The organism is Caballeronia jiangsuensis (genome assembly GCF_046030135.1).
GTDB classification, from domain to species: Bacteria; Pseudomonadota; Gammaproteobacteria; order Burkholderiales; family Burkholderiaceae; genus Caballeronia; species Caballeronia jiangsuensis.
The window spans coordinates 51576-66405 of the sequence record NZ_JAQQDB010000021.1; the positions used below are offsets into that span (position 1 = coordinate 51576).

General features: G+C 63.5%; 16 protein-coding genes. 8 read left to right on the forward strand and 8 right to left on the reverse strand.

Translation table 11 applies throughout. From position 1 onward, the window contains the following. Positions 1-3: 3 nt before the first annotated feature. The 3 genes from PQR08_RS22060 to PQR08_RS22070 all read right to left on the reverse strand — a co-directional run bounded on the left by PQR08_RS22060 (position 4) and on the right by PQR08_RS22070 (position 3037). Positions 4-684 carry a response regulator transcription factor gene (locus tag PQR08_RS22060; protein ID WP_035502148.1) on the reverse strand — a complete coding sequence of 227 codons (681 nt, stop codon included), beginning with the start codon at positions 682-684 and terminating at the stop codon, positions 4-6. Continuing rightward, entirely contained in the window at positions 674-2524 is a 1851-nt protein-coding gene (locus PQR08_RS22065; RefSeq protein WP_250485941.1) for a PAS domain-containing sensor histidine kinase, read from the reverse strand. Before PQR08_RS22065 ends, PQR08_RS22060 begins: the two co-directional genes overlap by 11 nt. Positions 2525-2656: 132 nt before the next feature. Then, positions 2657-3037: a response regulator transcription factor gene (locus PQR08_RS22070; protein ID WP_222946744.1), complete on the reverse strand. Its 381-nt coding sequence runs from the start codon at positions 3035-3037 to the stop codon at positions 2657-2659. Positions 3038-3267: 230 nt separating this feature from the next. On the opposite strand from PQR08_RS22070, the gene PQR08_RS22075 reads away from it, so the two are divergent. Further along, positions 3268-4491: an MFS transporter gene (locus tag PQR08_RS22075; RefSeq protein ID WP_250485789.1), complete on the forward strand. Its 1224-nt coding sequence runs from the start codon at positions 3268-3270 to the stop codon at positions 4489-4491. 68 nt (positions 4492-4559) lie between these two features. Continuing rightward, a complete protein-coding gene (locus PQR08_RS22080; protein ID WP_408162306.1) occupies positions 4560-5525 on the forward strand; it encodes a LysR family transcriptional regulator in 966 nt (321 codons plus the stop codon). On the opposite strand, the gene pssA is transcribed toward PQR08_RS22080, so the two are convergent. Beyond that, a complete protein-coding gene (pssA, locus tag PQR08_RS22085) occupies positions 5515-6126 on the reverse strand; it encodes a CDP-diacylglycerol--serine O-phosphatidyltransferase (protein ID WP_238210680.1) in 612 nt (203 codons plus the stop codon). The two genes, PQR08_RS22080 and pssA, sit on opposite strands and share 11 nt — an antisense overlap. Positions 6127-6312: 186 nt before the next feature. Here pssA and PQR08_RS22090 point away from each other — a divergent pair, with 186 nt between their 5' ends. From PQR08_RS22090 to PQR08_RS22105, 4 genes are read left to right on the forward strand one after another with little or no spacing between them, the layout of a single operon-like run. Continuing rightward, entirely contained in the window at positions 6313-6819 is a 507-nt protein-coding gene (locus PQR08_RS22090) for a MerR family transcriptional regulator (RefSeq protein WP_250485787.1), read from the forward strand. Next, positions 6816-8372, forward strand: coding sequence for an MFS transporter (locus PQR08_RS22095; RefSeq protein WP_250485786.1), 1557 nt, complete (start codon positions 6816-6818; stop codon positions 8370-8372). The genes PQR08_RS22090 and PQR08_RS22095 overlap by 4 nt, the downstream gene beginning before the upstream one ends. 21 nt (positions 8373-8393) lie before the next feature. Further along, positions 8394-9356: a LysR family transcriptional regulator gene (locus tag PQR08_RS22100; RefSeq protein WP_187608442.1), complete on the forward strand. Its 963-nt coding sequence runs from the start codon at positions 8394-8396 to the stop codon at positions 9354-9356. Between the two features lie 31 nt (positions 9357-9387). Next, positions 9388-9813, forward strand: coding sequence for an HIT family protein (locus tag PQR08_RS22105; protein ID WP_250485785.1), 426 nt, complete (start codon positions 9388-9390; stop codon positions 9811-9813). 26 nt (positions 9814-9839) lie between these two features. Here PQR08_RS22105 and PQR08_RS22110 read toward each other — a convergent pair whose 3' ends face one another. After that, on the reverse strand, positions 9840-10691 hold the full coding sequence (locus tag PQR08_RS22110; RefSeq protein WP_250485784.1) for a LysR family transcriptional regulator: 852 nt from the start codon (positions 10689-10691) through the stop codon (positions 9840-9842). Positions 10692-10768: 77 nt separating this feature from the next. On the opposite strand from PQR08_RS22110, the gene PQR08_RS22115 reads away from it, so the two are divergent. Next, a complete protein-coding gene (locus tag PQR08_RS22115; RefSeq protein ID WP_250485783.1) occupies positions 10769-11716 on the forward strand; it encodes a DMT family transporter in 948 nt (315 codons plus the stop codon). Positions 11717-11740: 24 nt separating this feature from the next. Here PQR08_RS22115 and PQR08_RS22120 read toward each other — a convergent pair whose 3' ends face one another. After that, complete coding sequence (locus PQR08_RS22120) at positions 11741-12979, reverse strand: MFS transporter (protein WP_238289715.1); 1239 nt, start codon at positions 12977-12979, stop codon at positions 11741-11743. A 190-nt stretch (positions 12980-13169) separates the two neighbouring features. Here PQR08_RS22120 and PQR08_RS22125 point away from each other — a divergent pair, with 190 nt between their 5' ends. Then, complete coding sequence (locus PQR08_RS22125; protein WP_238210696.1) at positions 13170-13511, forward strand: hypothetical protein; 342 nt, start codon at positions 13170-13172, stop codon at positions 13509-13511. Positions 13512-13520: 9 nt separating this feature from the next. Here the strand turns inward: PQR08_RS22125 and PQR08_RS22130 are convergent, their stop codons facing one another. Together PQR08_RS22130 and PQR08_RS22135 are read right to left on the reverse strand one after the other, a co-directional pair. Beyond that, positions 13521-14024: a DUF421 domain-containing protein gene (locus PQR08_RS22130; RefSeq protein WP_187608447.1), complete on the reverse strand. Its 504-nt coding sequence runs from the start codon at positions 14022-14024 to the stop codon at positions 13521-13523. Between the two features lie 58 nt (positions 14025-14082). Then, positions 14083-14676 carry a ParB-like protein gene (locus tag PQR08_RS22135; protein ID WP_187608448.1) on the reverse strand — a complete coding sequence of 198 codons (594 nt, stop codon included), beginning with the start codon at positions 14674-14676 and terminating at the stop codon, positions 14083-14085. Between the last annotated feature and the right edge of the window lie 154 nt (positions 14677-14830).

A 14830-nucleotide genomic window follows, 5' to 3' on the forward strand; every position in this document is an offset into this window, starting at 1 on the left:
GCCCTACGGCCGCTGCGCGCGCGACGGCGTCGATGCGCCCTGCGGCATCTTCACGCCGAGCGCCTCCGCCTTCAGCACGAGATCGGCGAGCGAACGCGCCGCCATCTTCTTCATCGCCTGGCCGCGATGAATCTTCACCGTGATCTCGCTCAGATTCATTTCCGCCGCGATCTGCTTGTTCATCAGGCCCGACACGACGAACGCCATCACCTCGCGCTCACGCGGCGTCAGCGATTCGTACGAGCGCCGCAAATCCGCGACGGAGCGGCTCGCCGCGCGCCGTTCCTCGTCGGCCTCCAGCGCCTGCGCGACGGCATCGAGCATGTCCTGATCGCGGAACGGCTTCGCGAGAAAATCCCTGGCGCCCGCCTTCATCGCTTTCACGGTCATCGCGATGTCGCCGTGCGCCGTCATGAAGACGATCGGCAAGCCCAACTGACTCGCGGCCATCTGCTCCTGCACGGCGAGGCCGCTTTGCCCTTTCAGACGCACGTCGAGGATCAGGCAACTGGGCACCTCCGGCATGTCGTACGCAAGGAATTCGTGCGCGGACGCGAACGTCGTCACGTTCAGGTCGACGGAACGCAGCAGCGAGCGCAGCGCGTCGCGCATCGATTCGTCGTCGTCGACCACGTAGACCATCGCGGCGTTCGTCTTCGTGTCCGCGTCCTTGTCAATGCTCATCGTCTGCCCCCTGGTTTTCGGGCAGCACGAAGCGCAAGCGCGCGCCGCCTTCATCGGGCGATTCCGCCCATATCCTGCCGCCGTGCGCCTCGATGATCGAACGGCAAATCGACAAGCCCATGCCCATGCCTTCGGCCTTCGTCGTGAAGAACGCGTCGAAAAGACGGCGCGCGTTGTCCACGCTGATGCCCGTGCCGGAATCCTGCACGGTGATCTGCGCGTAGCCTTCGTCGCTCTGGCTCTCGCCCGTCGCGATGCGCAACACGCGCGGCCCGCTCACGCCGGACATCGCCTGCGCGGCGTTCATGAACAGGTTGATAAGCACCTGCTGCAACTGCACGCGATCGCACTGCACGATGGGCGACGGCGTCGCGAGTTCCGTGCGCACATCCACGCGATGACGTCCGAGCTCGCGCCGCACGAGTTCGATGGTCTCGCCGACGATCTCGTTCACATCGAGCGTCGCGGGCTGGCTGTCGCGCTTTCGCGCCATCGCGCGAATACGTGCGATGACCTCGCTCGCGCGCTTGGCGTCGCGAATCATCTGCGAGATGGATTGCTGCGCTTCCGCGATTTCCGGCTGCGCGCGGTTGAGCCAGCGCAAGCCGGCGTCGCCGTTCGTGACGATCGCGGCCATCGGCTGCGTAACTTCATGCGCGATGGATGCCGCGAGTTCGCCCAGCATCGTGACGCGCGTCACGTGCGCCAGCTCGGCGGTCGAGCGCGCGAGCGCTTCCTGCGCGAGCTTGGTGTCGGTGACGTCCATCAGCGCGCCGACGTATTCGTCGCCGTCGGCTTCCGTCGATGCGCGATGCGCGACGAAATGCACATGCTTCACCGAGCCGTCCGGCAACGAAAGCCGATGCTCCACGTCGATGTCGCACGCGCCGCCGATCGCCGATTCATGCGCGCCGCGCACGATGCCGATGTCGTCGGGATGCGTGCGCGCCAGAATCGCGTCGATGGACGGCTCGACATCGCGCGGGTAATCGAAGATGCGGTACGCCTCGTCGGACCACCACATCGTGCCGGCGGGCAGGCGCGTCGCGATGCTGCCGGTGCGCGAGAGGCGCTGCGCGTCGAGCAGGAACGCCTCGCTGCGCTTGAGCGCGTCGCGCTGGCGCTGCAATTCCGCTTCCATGCGCTTGCGCTGCGTGATGTCGTTGCTCGTCGCGAGCACGGCGCGCGGCAGGCCGTTCGCGTCGCGCAGCAATGCGGCGCGGCTCGCGATCACGATCTCGCCGCCGTCGTGCCGCACGCGCGTGATCTCGCCGTCCCAGCGCCCCGAGCGCAACAGTTCCGTTCGAATCTGCGCGTGCGGCACGGGCGAGTTCGACTGCGTCATGCGATGAATCGGCTGGCCGATCGCCTCTTGCGCCGAATAGCCGTAGAGCGCTTCGGCGCCGCGGTTCCAGAACGTGATGCGGTCGTTCATGTCGTGCGCGACGATCGCATCGTGCGCGAGATTGAGCAGTTCGAGCTGCTCCTGCATCTTGGTCGTCGTGGACTGATTGCGCAGCGAGAGGATCCCGGTCGTGCCGATCGCGAGCAGGCTCACGGCACAGCGCGCGAGCGCCCCGCCCGACACGTTTTCGTCGTGCGAGAGAATGAAGCCGATGAGCGTGAGCACCACGCAGCCCCACGCCGTCGTGATGGTCGCGGTGCGATTGCCGGTCGACGCGACGAGCAGCACGACGATCACATACAGCACCGCGATGGCGATATCGAGCGGCGTGAGCGCATCGATCAGGAACACGACGAGCGCGATGGCCGCCGCGAGCATCCACACGATGCGCACATCGTGACGCACCGCGCGCGGCGCGCTCTGGAATGTCTCCATCACGGCCGGACGGACGCCGGCGAATGGAAACGAACGACGAACGAAGCAAGCGGCATGGTCATTGAGCGTTCGAAAAGGCGTTCGTTGGAAAAATCGCGGCCCGCGCGCGCCGGCCGGATGACGCAATGAATTCTAATCCTTCCAAAAGCCTTGCCTGATGCGTTCCAGGCAATCGGCGACGGCGGTTCCATCGACGGGCTTGCTGAGAAAACACACCGCGCCGCCGTCGAGCGCCTGACGGCGTGCGGCGTCCGATGCGAACGCGGTGATGAACATGACCGGCACGTCCGGCTTCAGTTCGTGCAGACGCTGTTGCAGTTGCAGGCCGGACATGCCGGGCATGTTGAGATCGGTGATGATGCACGCGAGGCCGTCGAGCGGATCGGCGTCGAGAAACGACTCCGCCGACGGATACAGGCTGACCTCCCAGCCGAGCGAGCGCAACAGGCTGGAGGAGGCGACGCGGACGGATTCGTCATCGTCGATCACGGAGACTCTGGAAGGCGATTGCAAGGGCGTTGTCCTGGACCGTGCGTGAATTTCGGCGGGCATGGGACTGGTCCACCGCTTGGATGGAACTCATCTTACGCACGCGGCGATTGCCGCGAAATCATATGTACGTATAGGTTTGAAGCGTTCGCTTTCATTCCCGCATTCGTCCGACAAAGCAGCGCGCACGGGCGTGTCGAGCGCGTTGCGCGCCAAAACCGTATAGTCCCGTTCTGCCACTCCGGGAAAACCACATGTCGACTCCAACATCGACCGCGCTCGACGGCGGCAAGCACGTCGAGCTCACGCGCGGACTGATCGCGCTTTTCGCGTTCTGCTGCGGCGCGATCGTCGCGAACCTGTACTACGCGCAGCCGATCATCGAGCTCATCGCGCCCGATCTGCACATGGCGGGCGGCACGGCGAGCCTGATCGTGTCGCTCACGCAGATCGGCTACGCGCTCGGCCTGTTTTTCATCGTGCCGCTCGGCGATCTGCTCGAAAACCGCAAGCTCATGATCGCGACCGCGCTCGTGTCGATCGCGAGCCTCACCGCCGCCACGTTCACGCACACACCCGGCTGGTTTCTCGTGATCTCGCTTCTGATCGGTTTTTCGTCGGTGGCGGTGCAGATCCTGATTCCGCTCGCGGCGCATCTCGCGCCGGACGAATCGCGCGGCAAGGTGGTCGGCACGATCATGAGCGGACTGTTGCTCGGCATTCTGCTGTCGCGTCCGATATCGAGCCTCGTCGCGGGCCACTTCGGCTGGCGCGCGATGTTCGGCGTCGCCGCCGTGCTGATGATCGGCATCACGACCGTGCTGGCGCTCACGATTCCGCGCCGCCAGCCGAGCCATCAGGCGACGTACTTCGAATTGATCGGCTCGCTCGGCCACCTCGTGCGCACGATGCCGGTGCTGCGTCATCGCTCGCTGTATCAAGGGCTGATGTTCGCGTCGTTCAGCCTCTTCTGGACCGGCATTCCCGTCGAGCTGACGCGCCATTACGGACTCTCGCAGACGGCCATCGGCATCTTCGCGCTCATCGGTGCGACGGGTGCGACATCCGCGCCGATCGCCGGGCGTCTCGCGGACGCGGGCCATACCGTGCGCGCGACGTTCATCGCGCTGATCCTCGCGGCGCTCGCGTATCTGCCGGTCGTGCTGCATCCGGCGTGGGGCGTCGGCGCGCTCGTGGTGACGGGTGTCGTGCTCGATTTCGCCGTGCAGATGAACATGGTGCTCGGTCAGCGCGAGATCTACGCGCTGCATGCCGCGAGCCGCAACCGGCTGAACGCCGTGTACATGACGAGCATCTTCGTGGGCGGCGCGTTCGGCTCGGCGCTGGCGAGCCCGCTGTACGAGCGCGGCGGCTGGACGCTCGTCGCGACCGTCGCCACGGTGTTTCCGCTCGTCGCGCTGGCGCATTTCATCCTGATCGGCCGCCGTCACTCGGCCCGAACCTATACGCAAGGATAGTCGGCCTGTATCCACGGCTGATGGCGTGAAGCGTTTCGCGAACGTATCTTGATTGCATCGATGACACGATGAAATCGGGAGGCGAAGCGGATATGGACAAGCTCTTCAGCATGCGCGTGTTCTCGCGCGTCGCCGAAACCGGCAGTTTCAGCGGCGTCGCGAAAGACATGGATTGCAGCGTGGGCATCGTGTCGCGGGCGGTCGTCTCGCTCGAAGACGGCCTGCGCACGCGGCTGTTGCAGCGCACGACGCGCCGCGTGTCGCTCACCGACAGCGGCGAGCGCTACTACCGCAAGTGCAAGACGATCCTCGCCGAAATCGATGCCGCCGACGCCGAAGCGAGCGATGCCGCCACGATCCCGCGCGGCCTGCTGCGCGTGCACGCGATGCCCGATCTGGGCCTCACTCAGTTGATGTCGACGATCGTCGAATACCGGCGCGCGCATCCGCAAGTGACGGTCGAACTGAAGCTCTCGCCGGGCATGCCGGATCTCGTGCAGGAACAGTTCGATGTTTCGGTGCTGTCGGCGGCCTCGCTGCCCGATTCGGGCAACGCGTACCGGATCGTTGGGCGCTTTCAGCGCGTGCTGGTCGCCGCGCCCGCGTATCTGCGACGCCATGCGGTGGAATCCGTCTCCGATCTGCCGATGCACGCGCTCACGCGCATCAACGCGCCGTTCGCGCATCCGTGCGACTGGCACGCGGAACTCGCATCCGGCATGACCGGCAGCATCGATCAAATCGTGGTCAACGACGCTGCGGCGATCCGCGTCGCGCTGCTGGCGGGAGCGGGCGTTTGCGCGATGCCGCATTACTTCGTCGCCGACGACATCAAGGCCGGCCGGCTCGTGCGTCTTTTTCCGGACTATCCGCTGCTGGGCGCAAATGTGTACGCGGTCTATCCGTCGCGCCAGCATGTCGATGCGAAGATCCGGACTTTCGTGGATTGTCTGTCGACGTCGCTGAAGAACGCGTTCGATGCGGCGCCGCCGGAGAGCACGCCGCATGACATGGCTCAGGAAGTCATGGCTTAGGAATGCGGATGCGGCTGATCATCAGCGATCCGGAGATCGCGTAGATCAGCACGAGCGGATGCAGCGTGAAGCCGCCGACGCGCCAGGTGCCGAGCCACATGCTTTCGCCGATCGCGCCGGACCACGCGCCGACCGTCAGCAGCAGCACGATGACGAAGGACGTGGGAATCGGCGTGCCTTCGAAATGCGTGACCTTGCCGCCGCTGCCCGACATCTCTTCGGTCGTCACGTTATAGCGCGCGAGACGCGACACGCCGCACGCGACAAAGTACGCCAGCACCACGCGGTCATACAGTCCGCGCATACCGAATCCATAGCCGATGATCGCCGGCGCGACACCGAACGAAATCACGTCGGCGAGCGAATCCAGTTCCTTGCCGAGAAGCGATGCCTTCTGACGCCAGCGCGCGATGCGGCCGTCGAGCACGTCGAAGACCAGCGCGGCGAACACGAGCGCGCAGGCGAGATAGATATGCAGCACGTCGGAATCGTCGAGATAGGACATCGACGAGAACAGCGCGCCCGTGCCGCACACCGCATTACCCAGCGTGAACCAGTCGGCCAGGTGGAAATCGCGGATCATCGAGAATCGTTTTTTCATTCGTTTCTGCTTTCGTCACGTTCGGGCAGCGCCGATGGCCGGCGCCGCGAGGCTTTCAGTCTATCATCGCGCCCTCTTTCATCAGCACTCCGCACCTCAGCACCTCGCATGCCCGGCAAACCTGTACGCGAACGTACAGGTTTGCGCTATAATGCGCGGCATCGACACCGCACTTTCGATGCCGTCATGTCCGAAACCAAGCCCGCGTTCCTCACCATCCGCGACGCCGCCGAGCGCCTGCAAGTCACGCCGCGCACGCTCAAGTACTACGAGGAGCGCGGCCTCGTCACGCCGTCTCGCAGCGAAGGCCGTTACCGGCTCTACAGCGAGCAGGACCTGGAACTGTTCGCGCGCATCCTGCGGCTGCGTTCGCTAGGGTTCTCGCTGCAGGGCATCGTCGAGATGCTGAAGCGGCCGATGGAAACGCAAAGCGAAGGCGGCAGCGGCTATTCGGCTTCGTCGTTGCGGGAGATCGAACAGGCGCTGTCGCAGCAGATCGAATCGGTCGATGCGCGCATCGCGGCCGTGCGCCGCGAATTGAAGGAAGCGCAGGCGGTGCGCAGCGAACTCGCCAGCGACCTCGACTATTTGCGGCGCAGAATCGCGGGCGAAAGCAAGGAAGTGCTGCTGCGCGAGCGCCTGGCCGCGCGCAAGCCGCGCAAGGCGCAGAGCGCCGGGGACGCCGACGAATGACCGAAGCGTCGTATCGGCATCCGAAGCCGATCGCGGAGCGTGTGCTCGGCGATCTGTTTCCGTGGGCCATCGCGCTCGCAACAGGCCTCGATTACTTCGACAACTCCGTCTTCGCGTTCTTCACGAGCTATATCGCGGGCGGCATCAATGCATCGTCCGATGAGCTCGTCTGGGCATCGAGCGCGTATGCGGTGGCGTCCGTGCTCGGCATCCTGCAGCAGCAATGGTGGATCGAGCGGCTCGGCAACCGGCGCTATATCGCGGGATGCCTGTTTCTGTTCGCGGCGGGCGCGGTGGCGGCGACGTTGTCCGAATCGGCCATCGAGCTGGCGTTCGCACGCGGCTTTCAGGGCTACTTCATCGGCCCGATGATGAGCGCCGCGCGCATCCTCATTCAGACGCGCTTTACGCGGCAGACACGCCCCGCCGCGACGCGCCGCTTTCTCAACATGATCCTGCTCGGCTCCGCGCTCGCGCCCTTGTGCGGCGGCTATCTGGTCGCGTCGCTCGGGTGGCGCGCGCTGTTCTCGTGCACCGCGTTCGCGGGCGTCGCGCTCGGCGTGCTGGCGTTCGTCGCCGTGCCATCGACGGGCCGGGTGCATCCGGAGGAGCGCGGCGAGGCGCACTTCTGGCCGTACATCATCTTCGCGTTCGCGCAGGGCGCGCTGCAGATCGTCATGCAGCAAGTGCGATTCGAGCTTTTCAGCACGTCGCCCGAGCTGATCGTGCTGACCGTCGCCGGGCTGCTGTCGCTCGCGTGGTTCGTGTGGCATCAGTGGCATCATCCGAAACCGCTGTTGCGGCTGCATGCGCTGCGCGAGAAGACGTTTCAGGTGGGCATCGTGCTGTACATCGCGTTCTATTACATCAACAACGCGATGAGCTTTCTCGTTTCACGCCTGCTCGAAGGCGGGCTCGGCTATCCGGTCGAAAACGCGGGGCGGCTCGTCGGCTTCACGTCGATGGTCTCGCTCGCGATGGCCATCGTCTACTTCCGCTTCTCGTCGCGCATCAGGCACAAGAAGTGGCTGATCATGACCGGCTTTCTGATGGCCGCGTTCATCGGCACATGGATGATCAACATGCCGCCCGACGTCTCCATGCCGTGGCTCATCGCGCCGATGGTCCTGCGCGGATTGCTGCTGCTCTTCATCGCGCTGCCGGTCGCGAACCTGACGTTCCGTGTGTTCGCGATCGACGAGTACAGCCACGGCTATCGCTTCAAGAACATCGTCAAGCAACTGACGTATTCGTTCTCGACGGCGACCATCATCATTCTCGAACAGCATCGCGTCGCGCTGCATCAGACGCGGCTCGTCGAAACCGTCAACGTGTATGACCCGACGTTTCAGAGCGTGTATCAGAGCCTGCTCGGCGCGTTCGAGCGCATGGGCCACGGCGCGTCCGAAGCGAAGAGCCTCGCGCTCGTCGAGATCGGCCGGATCGTCACGCAGCAGGCGAACTTCCTCAGTTCGATGGATGGCTTCTACTACATCATCGGCGTCGCGCTGTGCGCGAGTGCGATCGCGGCATGGCAGAAGCAAATCGATTGATACGTCTCAGAGCAAAAGAAAGTGGACACACTCAGCAGCATGCGGATGTTTGCCCGCGTCGCCGAAGAAGGCAGTTTCACCGCCGCCGCGCAGCGCATGAACATATCGACGGCCGCGACCTCGCGCGCCATCGCCACGCTGGAAGCGCGTCTGAACACGCGGCTTCTTCATCGCAGCACGCGGCGCGTGATCCTCACCGAAGCGGGCCGGCGCTACCTGCAGCGCTGCGAGCAGATTCTCGCGTGCGTCGACGTGGCCGAAGCCGAAGCCGCCGATGCGCAGTTGCGCCCTTCCGGGCACTTGCGCATTCATGCATCGACGAGCCTCGGGCAGTCGTATGTCGTGCCTGCCATCGTGCGGTATCGGCAACGTCATCCGGCCGTGTCCATCGATCTGACGTTGTCGCAGCACATGCCCGATATCATCGACGAAGGCTACGATCTCACCGTGCAGGCGAGCATCGCCGAGTTGCCGGATTCGAGTCTCGTCGCGCAACGGCTCGGCACGGTGCATAGCGTGCTGTGCGCGTCGCCGGCGTATCTGCGCGAACATGGCGCGCCGCGTACGCTCGCGGAGCTGTCGCGCCATCCGTGCCATCAACTCGTTTCGCCGATCTTTCCGCGCGACGTCTGGACCTTCGAAGGCCCGAACGGCACCGAGACCTTCGCGCTTGCGAAGACGAACTTCGGCGTGAATGTCGCGGGCGCGCTGGCGGTGGCGCTGCGCGAGGGCATGGGCATCGGCGCGCTGCCGATGTCGACCGCGAGCAAGCTGCTCGCAAGCGGCGCGCTGGTGCGCGTGCTGCCGGAATATCGGTTACAGGCGCTCACGCTGCACGCGCTCTATCCGTCGCGGCAGTATCTGAATGCGAAGGTCAAGACCTTCGTCGAGTTCATCAAGGAGGTCGTGCCGCGGATTCTGGAAAGCGATGCCGCTCATATCGATGCCGCACGCGAGAGCGAACGCCATCACGAAGTATCATGAGATGCGTTGATCACGTCACAGGGAAACGACCATGAGCTATGACCCGGAGAACATCTTCGCCCGGATTTTGCGGGGCGACGCGCCGTGCATCAAGGTATGCGAGACGGAGAACACGCTTGCGTTCATGGACGTCATGCCGCAATCCGAGGGGCATGTGCTCGTGATTCCGAAAGAGCCGGCCGCCAATATCCACGACGTTTCCGATGAAGGACTCGCCGCCTGCATGCGTACCGTCAAACGCGTGGCAGCGGCGGTGCGTGAAGCATTGAAACCGGACGGTATGTTGATCGCGCAGTTCAACGGCGCGGCGGCGGGCCAGACGGTGGAGCACATCCACGTTCATATCATTCCGCGCTGGGGCGACGTTCCGCTCAAGGCTCATGGACGCGAGCGCGCCGACGATGCTCAACTCGAAGCTCTCGCTCAGCGCATACGCGCGGCGCTTGCCGCCGGGTGACCGACCGGGCTGGAAGGCAGCGCGCCTCACAGTCTGAAGTTTGCCTTGATGGCGGCGATAAGCACGTCAATCGCTTCGCTTCCGCGACCGGCGCCGTCGCGCATCAGGACGACTTCGTGGTCGCCGATTCGCGGGAGCGTGTCCAGCACGCTCATATCGTTGCTGACGCGTGCGCGGTCGAGCAGCGTGACCGCAAGCCCCGACTCGACGCAGGCTTTGATGACCTGGCTCGACGCGCTATCGAGCACGACACGCCATTTGCGCCCGGCACGTTCGAGCGCGTCTGTCATCGCCACGCGATAGGGGCAAGGCTCGCCGTACAACGCCAGCGGAAGCGGACGGTCCTCGTTCACAACGAAGGTCGAACTTCCGACCCAGACCGGCGTGGTCAGGGTCAGGACATCCGCGGGTCTGCTCGCCTTGACGGGCTGAACCAGTAACGCCACGTCGAGCTTGCCGCGCGTCACCCAGTCCCGAAGCTTGAGGCTCGGTGCGGTTTTCACTTCCAGCACCACGTTGGGCCAGCTTGCCGCGAAGCCCGGAAGAATATCCCGGACGACGTGCGTTGCGTACTCGTCCGGCACGCCCAGAACGACGCGTCCCGCGAGCGTTTTTCCCTGAATATCCTGCAGCACGCGGTCATGCGCGCTCAACAGCTCGCTCGTGCCCGCGAGCAGCCTTTTGCCGAGCGCCGTCAGCGTGACGGACTGATTGTCCCGTTCGAGCAGCCTGCCGCCAGCGATCGCTTCGAGACGCTGGATATGGATGCTGACCGCAGCCGGGCTTCTGTGAACATGCTCGGCCGCCGAACGAAACTTGCCGAGCCGCGCCACCGCATGAAAGGTGCGCAGGAGTTCGATATCGAGGATGGATTCCATGATGGTTCAGCCAGATTGAACGACCTCATCAATATATTTTGATTTTCGAATCGTCGCACGGGTATTAGGCTGGATGCATGACAAAAGCTTCTCGACCTTGCCTCGCCGCTCATTCGCCTGCCATCGAGGCGCTGCGCGTGCCTTTGCCTGCGCTGGAAGCGCTGATGGTCATCGCGTGGAGTTCGGGTTTCGTCGGGATGCGGTTTTCCACGGACTACGCACCGGTCTTTCTCGTGGTGCTGTGGCGTTGCGCCGTGCTTTCAGTCTGCCTGCTTCCGTTCGTGGCGCGAGAGATCATCAACGCGCCCGCAGGCTTATTGCTGCGACAGGCCGCAATTGGCTTGTTCGCGTTGACTGGCTATATCGCGGGCGTTGCGAAGGGAATCGAACTCGGCGTATCGGCCGGTCTTTCCGCTCTGATCGCAAATCTTCTGCCGGTCGGAACGGTCGCCATTTCGTCCATATTTCTCAGGGAGCGGATCTCGGGCCGGACGTGGGCCGGCATGGCGCTCGGGATGGCCGGCGTACTCGTGGTCAGTCGCGACGCGTTGACGCTTGGCTCCGCGCCTCTTTGGGCGTACGCGTTGCCGGTCGCGGGCATGATGTCGCTCGCCGTGGCCAGCATCTGGCAACAACGGAGCGCATCTCGCGCGGGCTCGCTGAGCCTCTTGCCTACCCTCTGGATACACTGCGTCGTGTCGTGTCTCATGTTCGCCTGCCTGCAAATGTCGCAAGGCAGCGTGAGACCGATCGCGACAATCGGTTTCGCAGCCAGCGTCGGCTGGACGGCGGCCATCTCGACGATCGGCGGTTACGGCCTGTACTGGGTATGTTTGCGGCGTTCGTCGCCCGCGCGCGTATCGAGCGTGCTGTTTTTGAGCCCTTCAGTCACTTTCGTATGGGCGTGGGCACTGTTCGGAGAGCCGCTTTCCTGGCCGATGCTTGTCGGAACGATCGTCTCCGGCCTGGGAATCGTAGTCATGACGCGGCCGCAAGGAAGCAGCGGCGGCGCTCGTCGACTCTGACGCCGGCAAAGCCGACGCCATACGTCAATCCGCCGATGGTTCGCACTCGCCGACGAAATCCGATCCGCGAGCCGGCCGTTCCAGCGCGGCAAGGCGGCTCAGTGTCATCAGTCCGAGCACCGCGAGCCCGCATCCCAGCGTGAAGTCAGCGCGCACGCCGGCATGATCGACAATTGAACCGCCGAGCGCGGAACCCACGGCAATCGCGACCTGAATGATGCTGACGAACATCGCAGAGCCCGCTTCAGGCAGGTCCGCCGTGCCGCGCTGAATCCATACGCTGAAACATAGCGGCAGCGCGCCGAAGGCCACGCCCCAGAGCAGCATCCCGGCTGCTTCGCCGATGATCGAATGGTCCAGAAGTAGCATCGACGCGATCGCGGCGAGCAGGAGCACGATCATCGCGGCGACGGACTTTTTCAGATGGTTCGCGACCGCCATCGACATCAGCGCGTTCGAAAAGAATCCGACCAGCCCGAATCCGAACAGCAGCAACGTGATCGCGCTGATGGAGAAGTCCTGCTCCAGGAGCGGCGCGATATACGTGTATGTCGAGAAATGCGCGCCGAAGACGAGCGCGACCATCAGCAAACTCCACCGGGTCTCGGGACGGCGAAGCAGCGTCCTGAAATCGCCGATGCGCAGCGCCGATGCCGACGGCAGCGAGGGCACGAGAAGCGCCTGTGCGACGAGAGCGAGCGCCACGAGCCCTGCCGTGGCGGCGAACGACGCCCGCCAGGATGCGAACGATGCGATGAACGTACCGAGCGGCACGCCGATAACCGTCGCGAAGGTGACGCCAGTCAGAATGGTCGCCGTGGCCTTCGCGGCGTCCTTCGGTTCGACGAGTCGCGGTGCGGCGGCCGTCGCGAGCGTCCAGAATCCGCCCAGCGCGGCGCCGAGCAACGCGCGTCCGGCGAGCAGGACCGGGAAACTCGTCGCGATTGCGCACAATACGTTGGAAACCAGAAGTACCGCCGTCAGCAACAGAAATACAAAACGGCGGTCCATACGTCCGGCACCGGCAATCAACGCTGGTGCGAATATCGCGGCCATGATCCCCGGCGTCGTGACCATCAGGCCGGCAACGCCGGGTTTGACGCCGAGGTCGTGCGCAATCTGACTCAACAGTCCGACCGGCAGGAACTCGGCCGTGACGAAGGCGAATGCGCTGACGGCGACAGCGACCACGGACAGCCACTGGCGCAACGATGTGCTACCGCCATGCAACGACGCTGAAGTTGCAGGTGTATCGATTTGCATGATGAGAAATCCTGGAAGAAGCCGACCACTTTAAGCGGGCCTCCGCGCGGGAAAAAGTATTGCGGCCTGAACAGACAAGCCGACGCAGACGAACAATCCGATACGCTCCGCGCGATAAGCCTGTCGATTCGAGGCTGCGGAGGAGTAAGCTTTCGATGCCGGACCCACATCTTTTGATAGAGACAGCGAAATGGACACCGCTTCAGAACTGGCGTCCGGCCCGGCCGGCCATACGCCCGAGTCATTGAAAACGCTGGCCGCGTATCTGGAAGTCTCTCTGGAAAAGGGCAAATGCGTGGTCATGATGCGCCGCGGTCCGGAGCTTTTTGCGGTCTACATTGGTAATCCGGGCGACGAGGACGCCAGATTGACTCCCCACGGCACGATCTCGGCGGCAATGGCGGAAGAACTGCTCGAATCGACGACTCACGTGGGTTTGAACTGGATAACTGTCGGCGATCAGAAGTACCGTTTTTTTCGAAGCTTTACATACATCGACGAAGCCGGGGCAGTGGTGTTTGCGCCGACTTAAGCAGCCGGATCAGTGGTCGCGCTTCATCTTCTTGCGGACGAGACTAACCTGCCCGTTGCGTTCGAGTATGGCCGAATGCACGTCGTCGAGATCGAGCGTGTGAAGTTCTTGTCGCGCGGTCTCGAATACATCGGTTCTTGTGATGAGTGCCGCCGACATCTGGTCTTCGTTGAACCGGCCATCCTTATAGACTTCCCTTTCCACGCCGACCACGAGCGACTCCAGCCGGGGCGAACGAAGGCAAGCCCACGCGAGCGCCCGATGTATCAGCACCATGACTAACGAAGCGAGCATCGTCGGCACCGCTGGCGAAGCGCCGACAATAACGCGACTCAACGTGGCGCCGAGGAGTATCGCGACCACGTAATCGAAGGGAGAGCGTTGTCCGAAGGAGCGTCGGCCCGAAATACGAATGAAAACGAGCGCCGCGAAAAAGACGACGACTGTCCTGGCAGCCATCTGGAAGGCATCGAGATCCCTGCCCTCTCCGAATATCGCGATGAGGATGTTCATCGGGTCCTCCAATAATGCGAGCGTGACCGGGTTTCGGCAGTCGCCATAGAAGGGTCACTCAGTCTGCCGGGCCGAGATATCCCGGAAGTCCAAGCGCGACTTTCGTCTTCGCGAGTTTCACTCCTTTTTTGACCAGCGCATCGTATTCGGCGTCGCTTTCGGGCGGGGGCAAATGGCGTCGCAGGAAATCGGACCAGCGGAATTCTTCGAGCGGAACCGTCGTCTTTTCATATCCGCCCGCGTCGCGCACGGCCGCCGACAGACTCCGAAAATCATCGTCGATCAGTTCCCACACATGGTCCCGAAAGTCGGCGAATGCGACGCGCCGGCCCTGCGCGTCGTAGGGATAAGCCCAGCGGTTGTTCTCCATGGTCAACCAGAAATCGGCCCTGGTGAGCGACGACAAATCACAGACCAGAACGAACGGAACGCTCTTTATTCCGGCGCGCCACAACGCGCTTGCAACGTGGTGATGGTCGATTGCGAACGGGGCGCCGTCCGGACCGAGCACGACAGGAACCGGCTTTTCAGCGATGGCCATGTCCAGATCGTGACCCGTCAGCGACTCGTAGGTTTTCGTTTTGTCGAGTATCTCTCGCAAACCGTGCGTCACCTGAGTGGGACGCAAGAGGTCGATTTTTACTTTCTTCATTCTTGTCTCCCCCCATCTGCACCGTACAAGTAGCATTTCGCCTTTAAACTTCGATAGCAGGAACCATGCCGTTATTTGATGTAGTACGCTGATCTCGTCGCGAAGATCGGGAGTATTTTGCGGGCGTCGGCCCGAGGCCCCGGATTTTCCGACT

What these genes read in the sequence shown, in the direction of transcription:
- PQR08_RS22060 (WP_035502148.1), bottom strand. Translation starts at nt 684, where the DNA reads ATGAGCATTGACAAGGACGCGGACACGAAGACGAACGCCGCGATGGTC.
- PQR08_RS22065 (WP_250485941.1), bottom strand. Translation starts at nt 2,524, where the DNA reads ATGGAGACATTCCAGAGCGCGCCGCGCGCGGTGCGTCACGATGTGCGC.
- PQR08_RS22075 (WP_250485789.1), top strand. Translation starts at nt 3,268, where the DNA reads ATGTCGACTCCAACATCGACCGCGCTCGACGGCGGCAAGCACGTCGAG.
- PQR08_RS22080 (WP_408162306.1), top strand. Translation starts at nt 4,560, where the DNA reads ATGAAATCGGGAGGCGAAGCGGATATGGACAAGCTCTTCAGCATGCGC.
- pssA (WP_238210680.1), bottom strand. Translation starts at nt 6,126, where the DNA reads ATGAAAAAACGATTCTCGATGATCCGCGATTTCCACCTGGCCGACTGG.
- PQR08_RS22090 (WP_250485787.1), top strand. Translation starts at nt 6,313, where the DNA reads ATGTCCGAAACCAAGCCCGCGTTCCTCACCATCCGCGACGCCGCCGAG.
- PQR08_RS22095 (WP_250485786.1), top strand. Translation starts at nt 6,816, where the DNA reads ATGACCGAAGCGTCGTATCGGCATCCGAAGCCGATCGCGGAGCGTGTG.
- PQR08_RS22105 (WP_250485785.1), top strand. Translation starts at nt 9,388, where the DNA reads ATGAGCTATGACCCGGAGAACATCTTCGCCCGGATTTTGCGGGGCGAC.
- PQR08_RS22110 (WP_250485784.1), bottom strand. Translation starts at nt 10,691, where the DNA reads ATGGAATCCATCCTCGATATCGAACTCCTGCGCACCTTTCATGCGGTG.
- PQR08_RS22115 (WP_250485783.1), top strand. Translation starts at nt 10,769, where the DNA reads ATGACAAAAGCTTCTCGACCTTGCCTCGCCGCTCATTCGCCTGCCATC.
- PQR08_RS22120 (WP_238289715.1), bottom strand. Translation starts at nt 12,979, where the DNA reads ATGCAAATCGATACACCTGCAACTTCAGCGTCGTTGCATGGCGGTAGC.
- PQR08_RS22125 (WP_238210696.1), top strand. Translation starts at nt 13,170, where the DNA reads ATGGACACCGCTTCAGAACTGGCGTCCGGCCCGGCCGGCCATACGCCC.
- PQR08_RS22130 (WP_187608447.1), bottom strand. Translation starts at nt 14,024, where the DNA reads ATGAACATCCTCATCGCGATATTCGGAGAGGGCAGGGATCTCGATGCC.
- PQR08_RS22135 (WP_187608448.1), bottom strand. Translation starts at nt 14,676, where the DNA reads ATGAAGAAAGTAAAAATCGACCTCTTGCGTCCCACTCAGGTGACGCAC.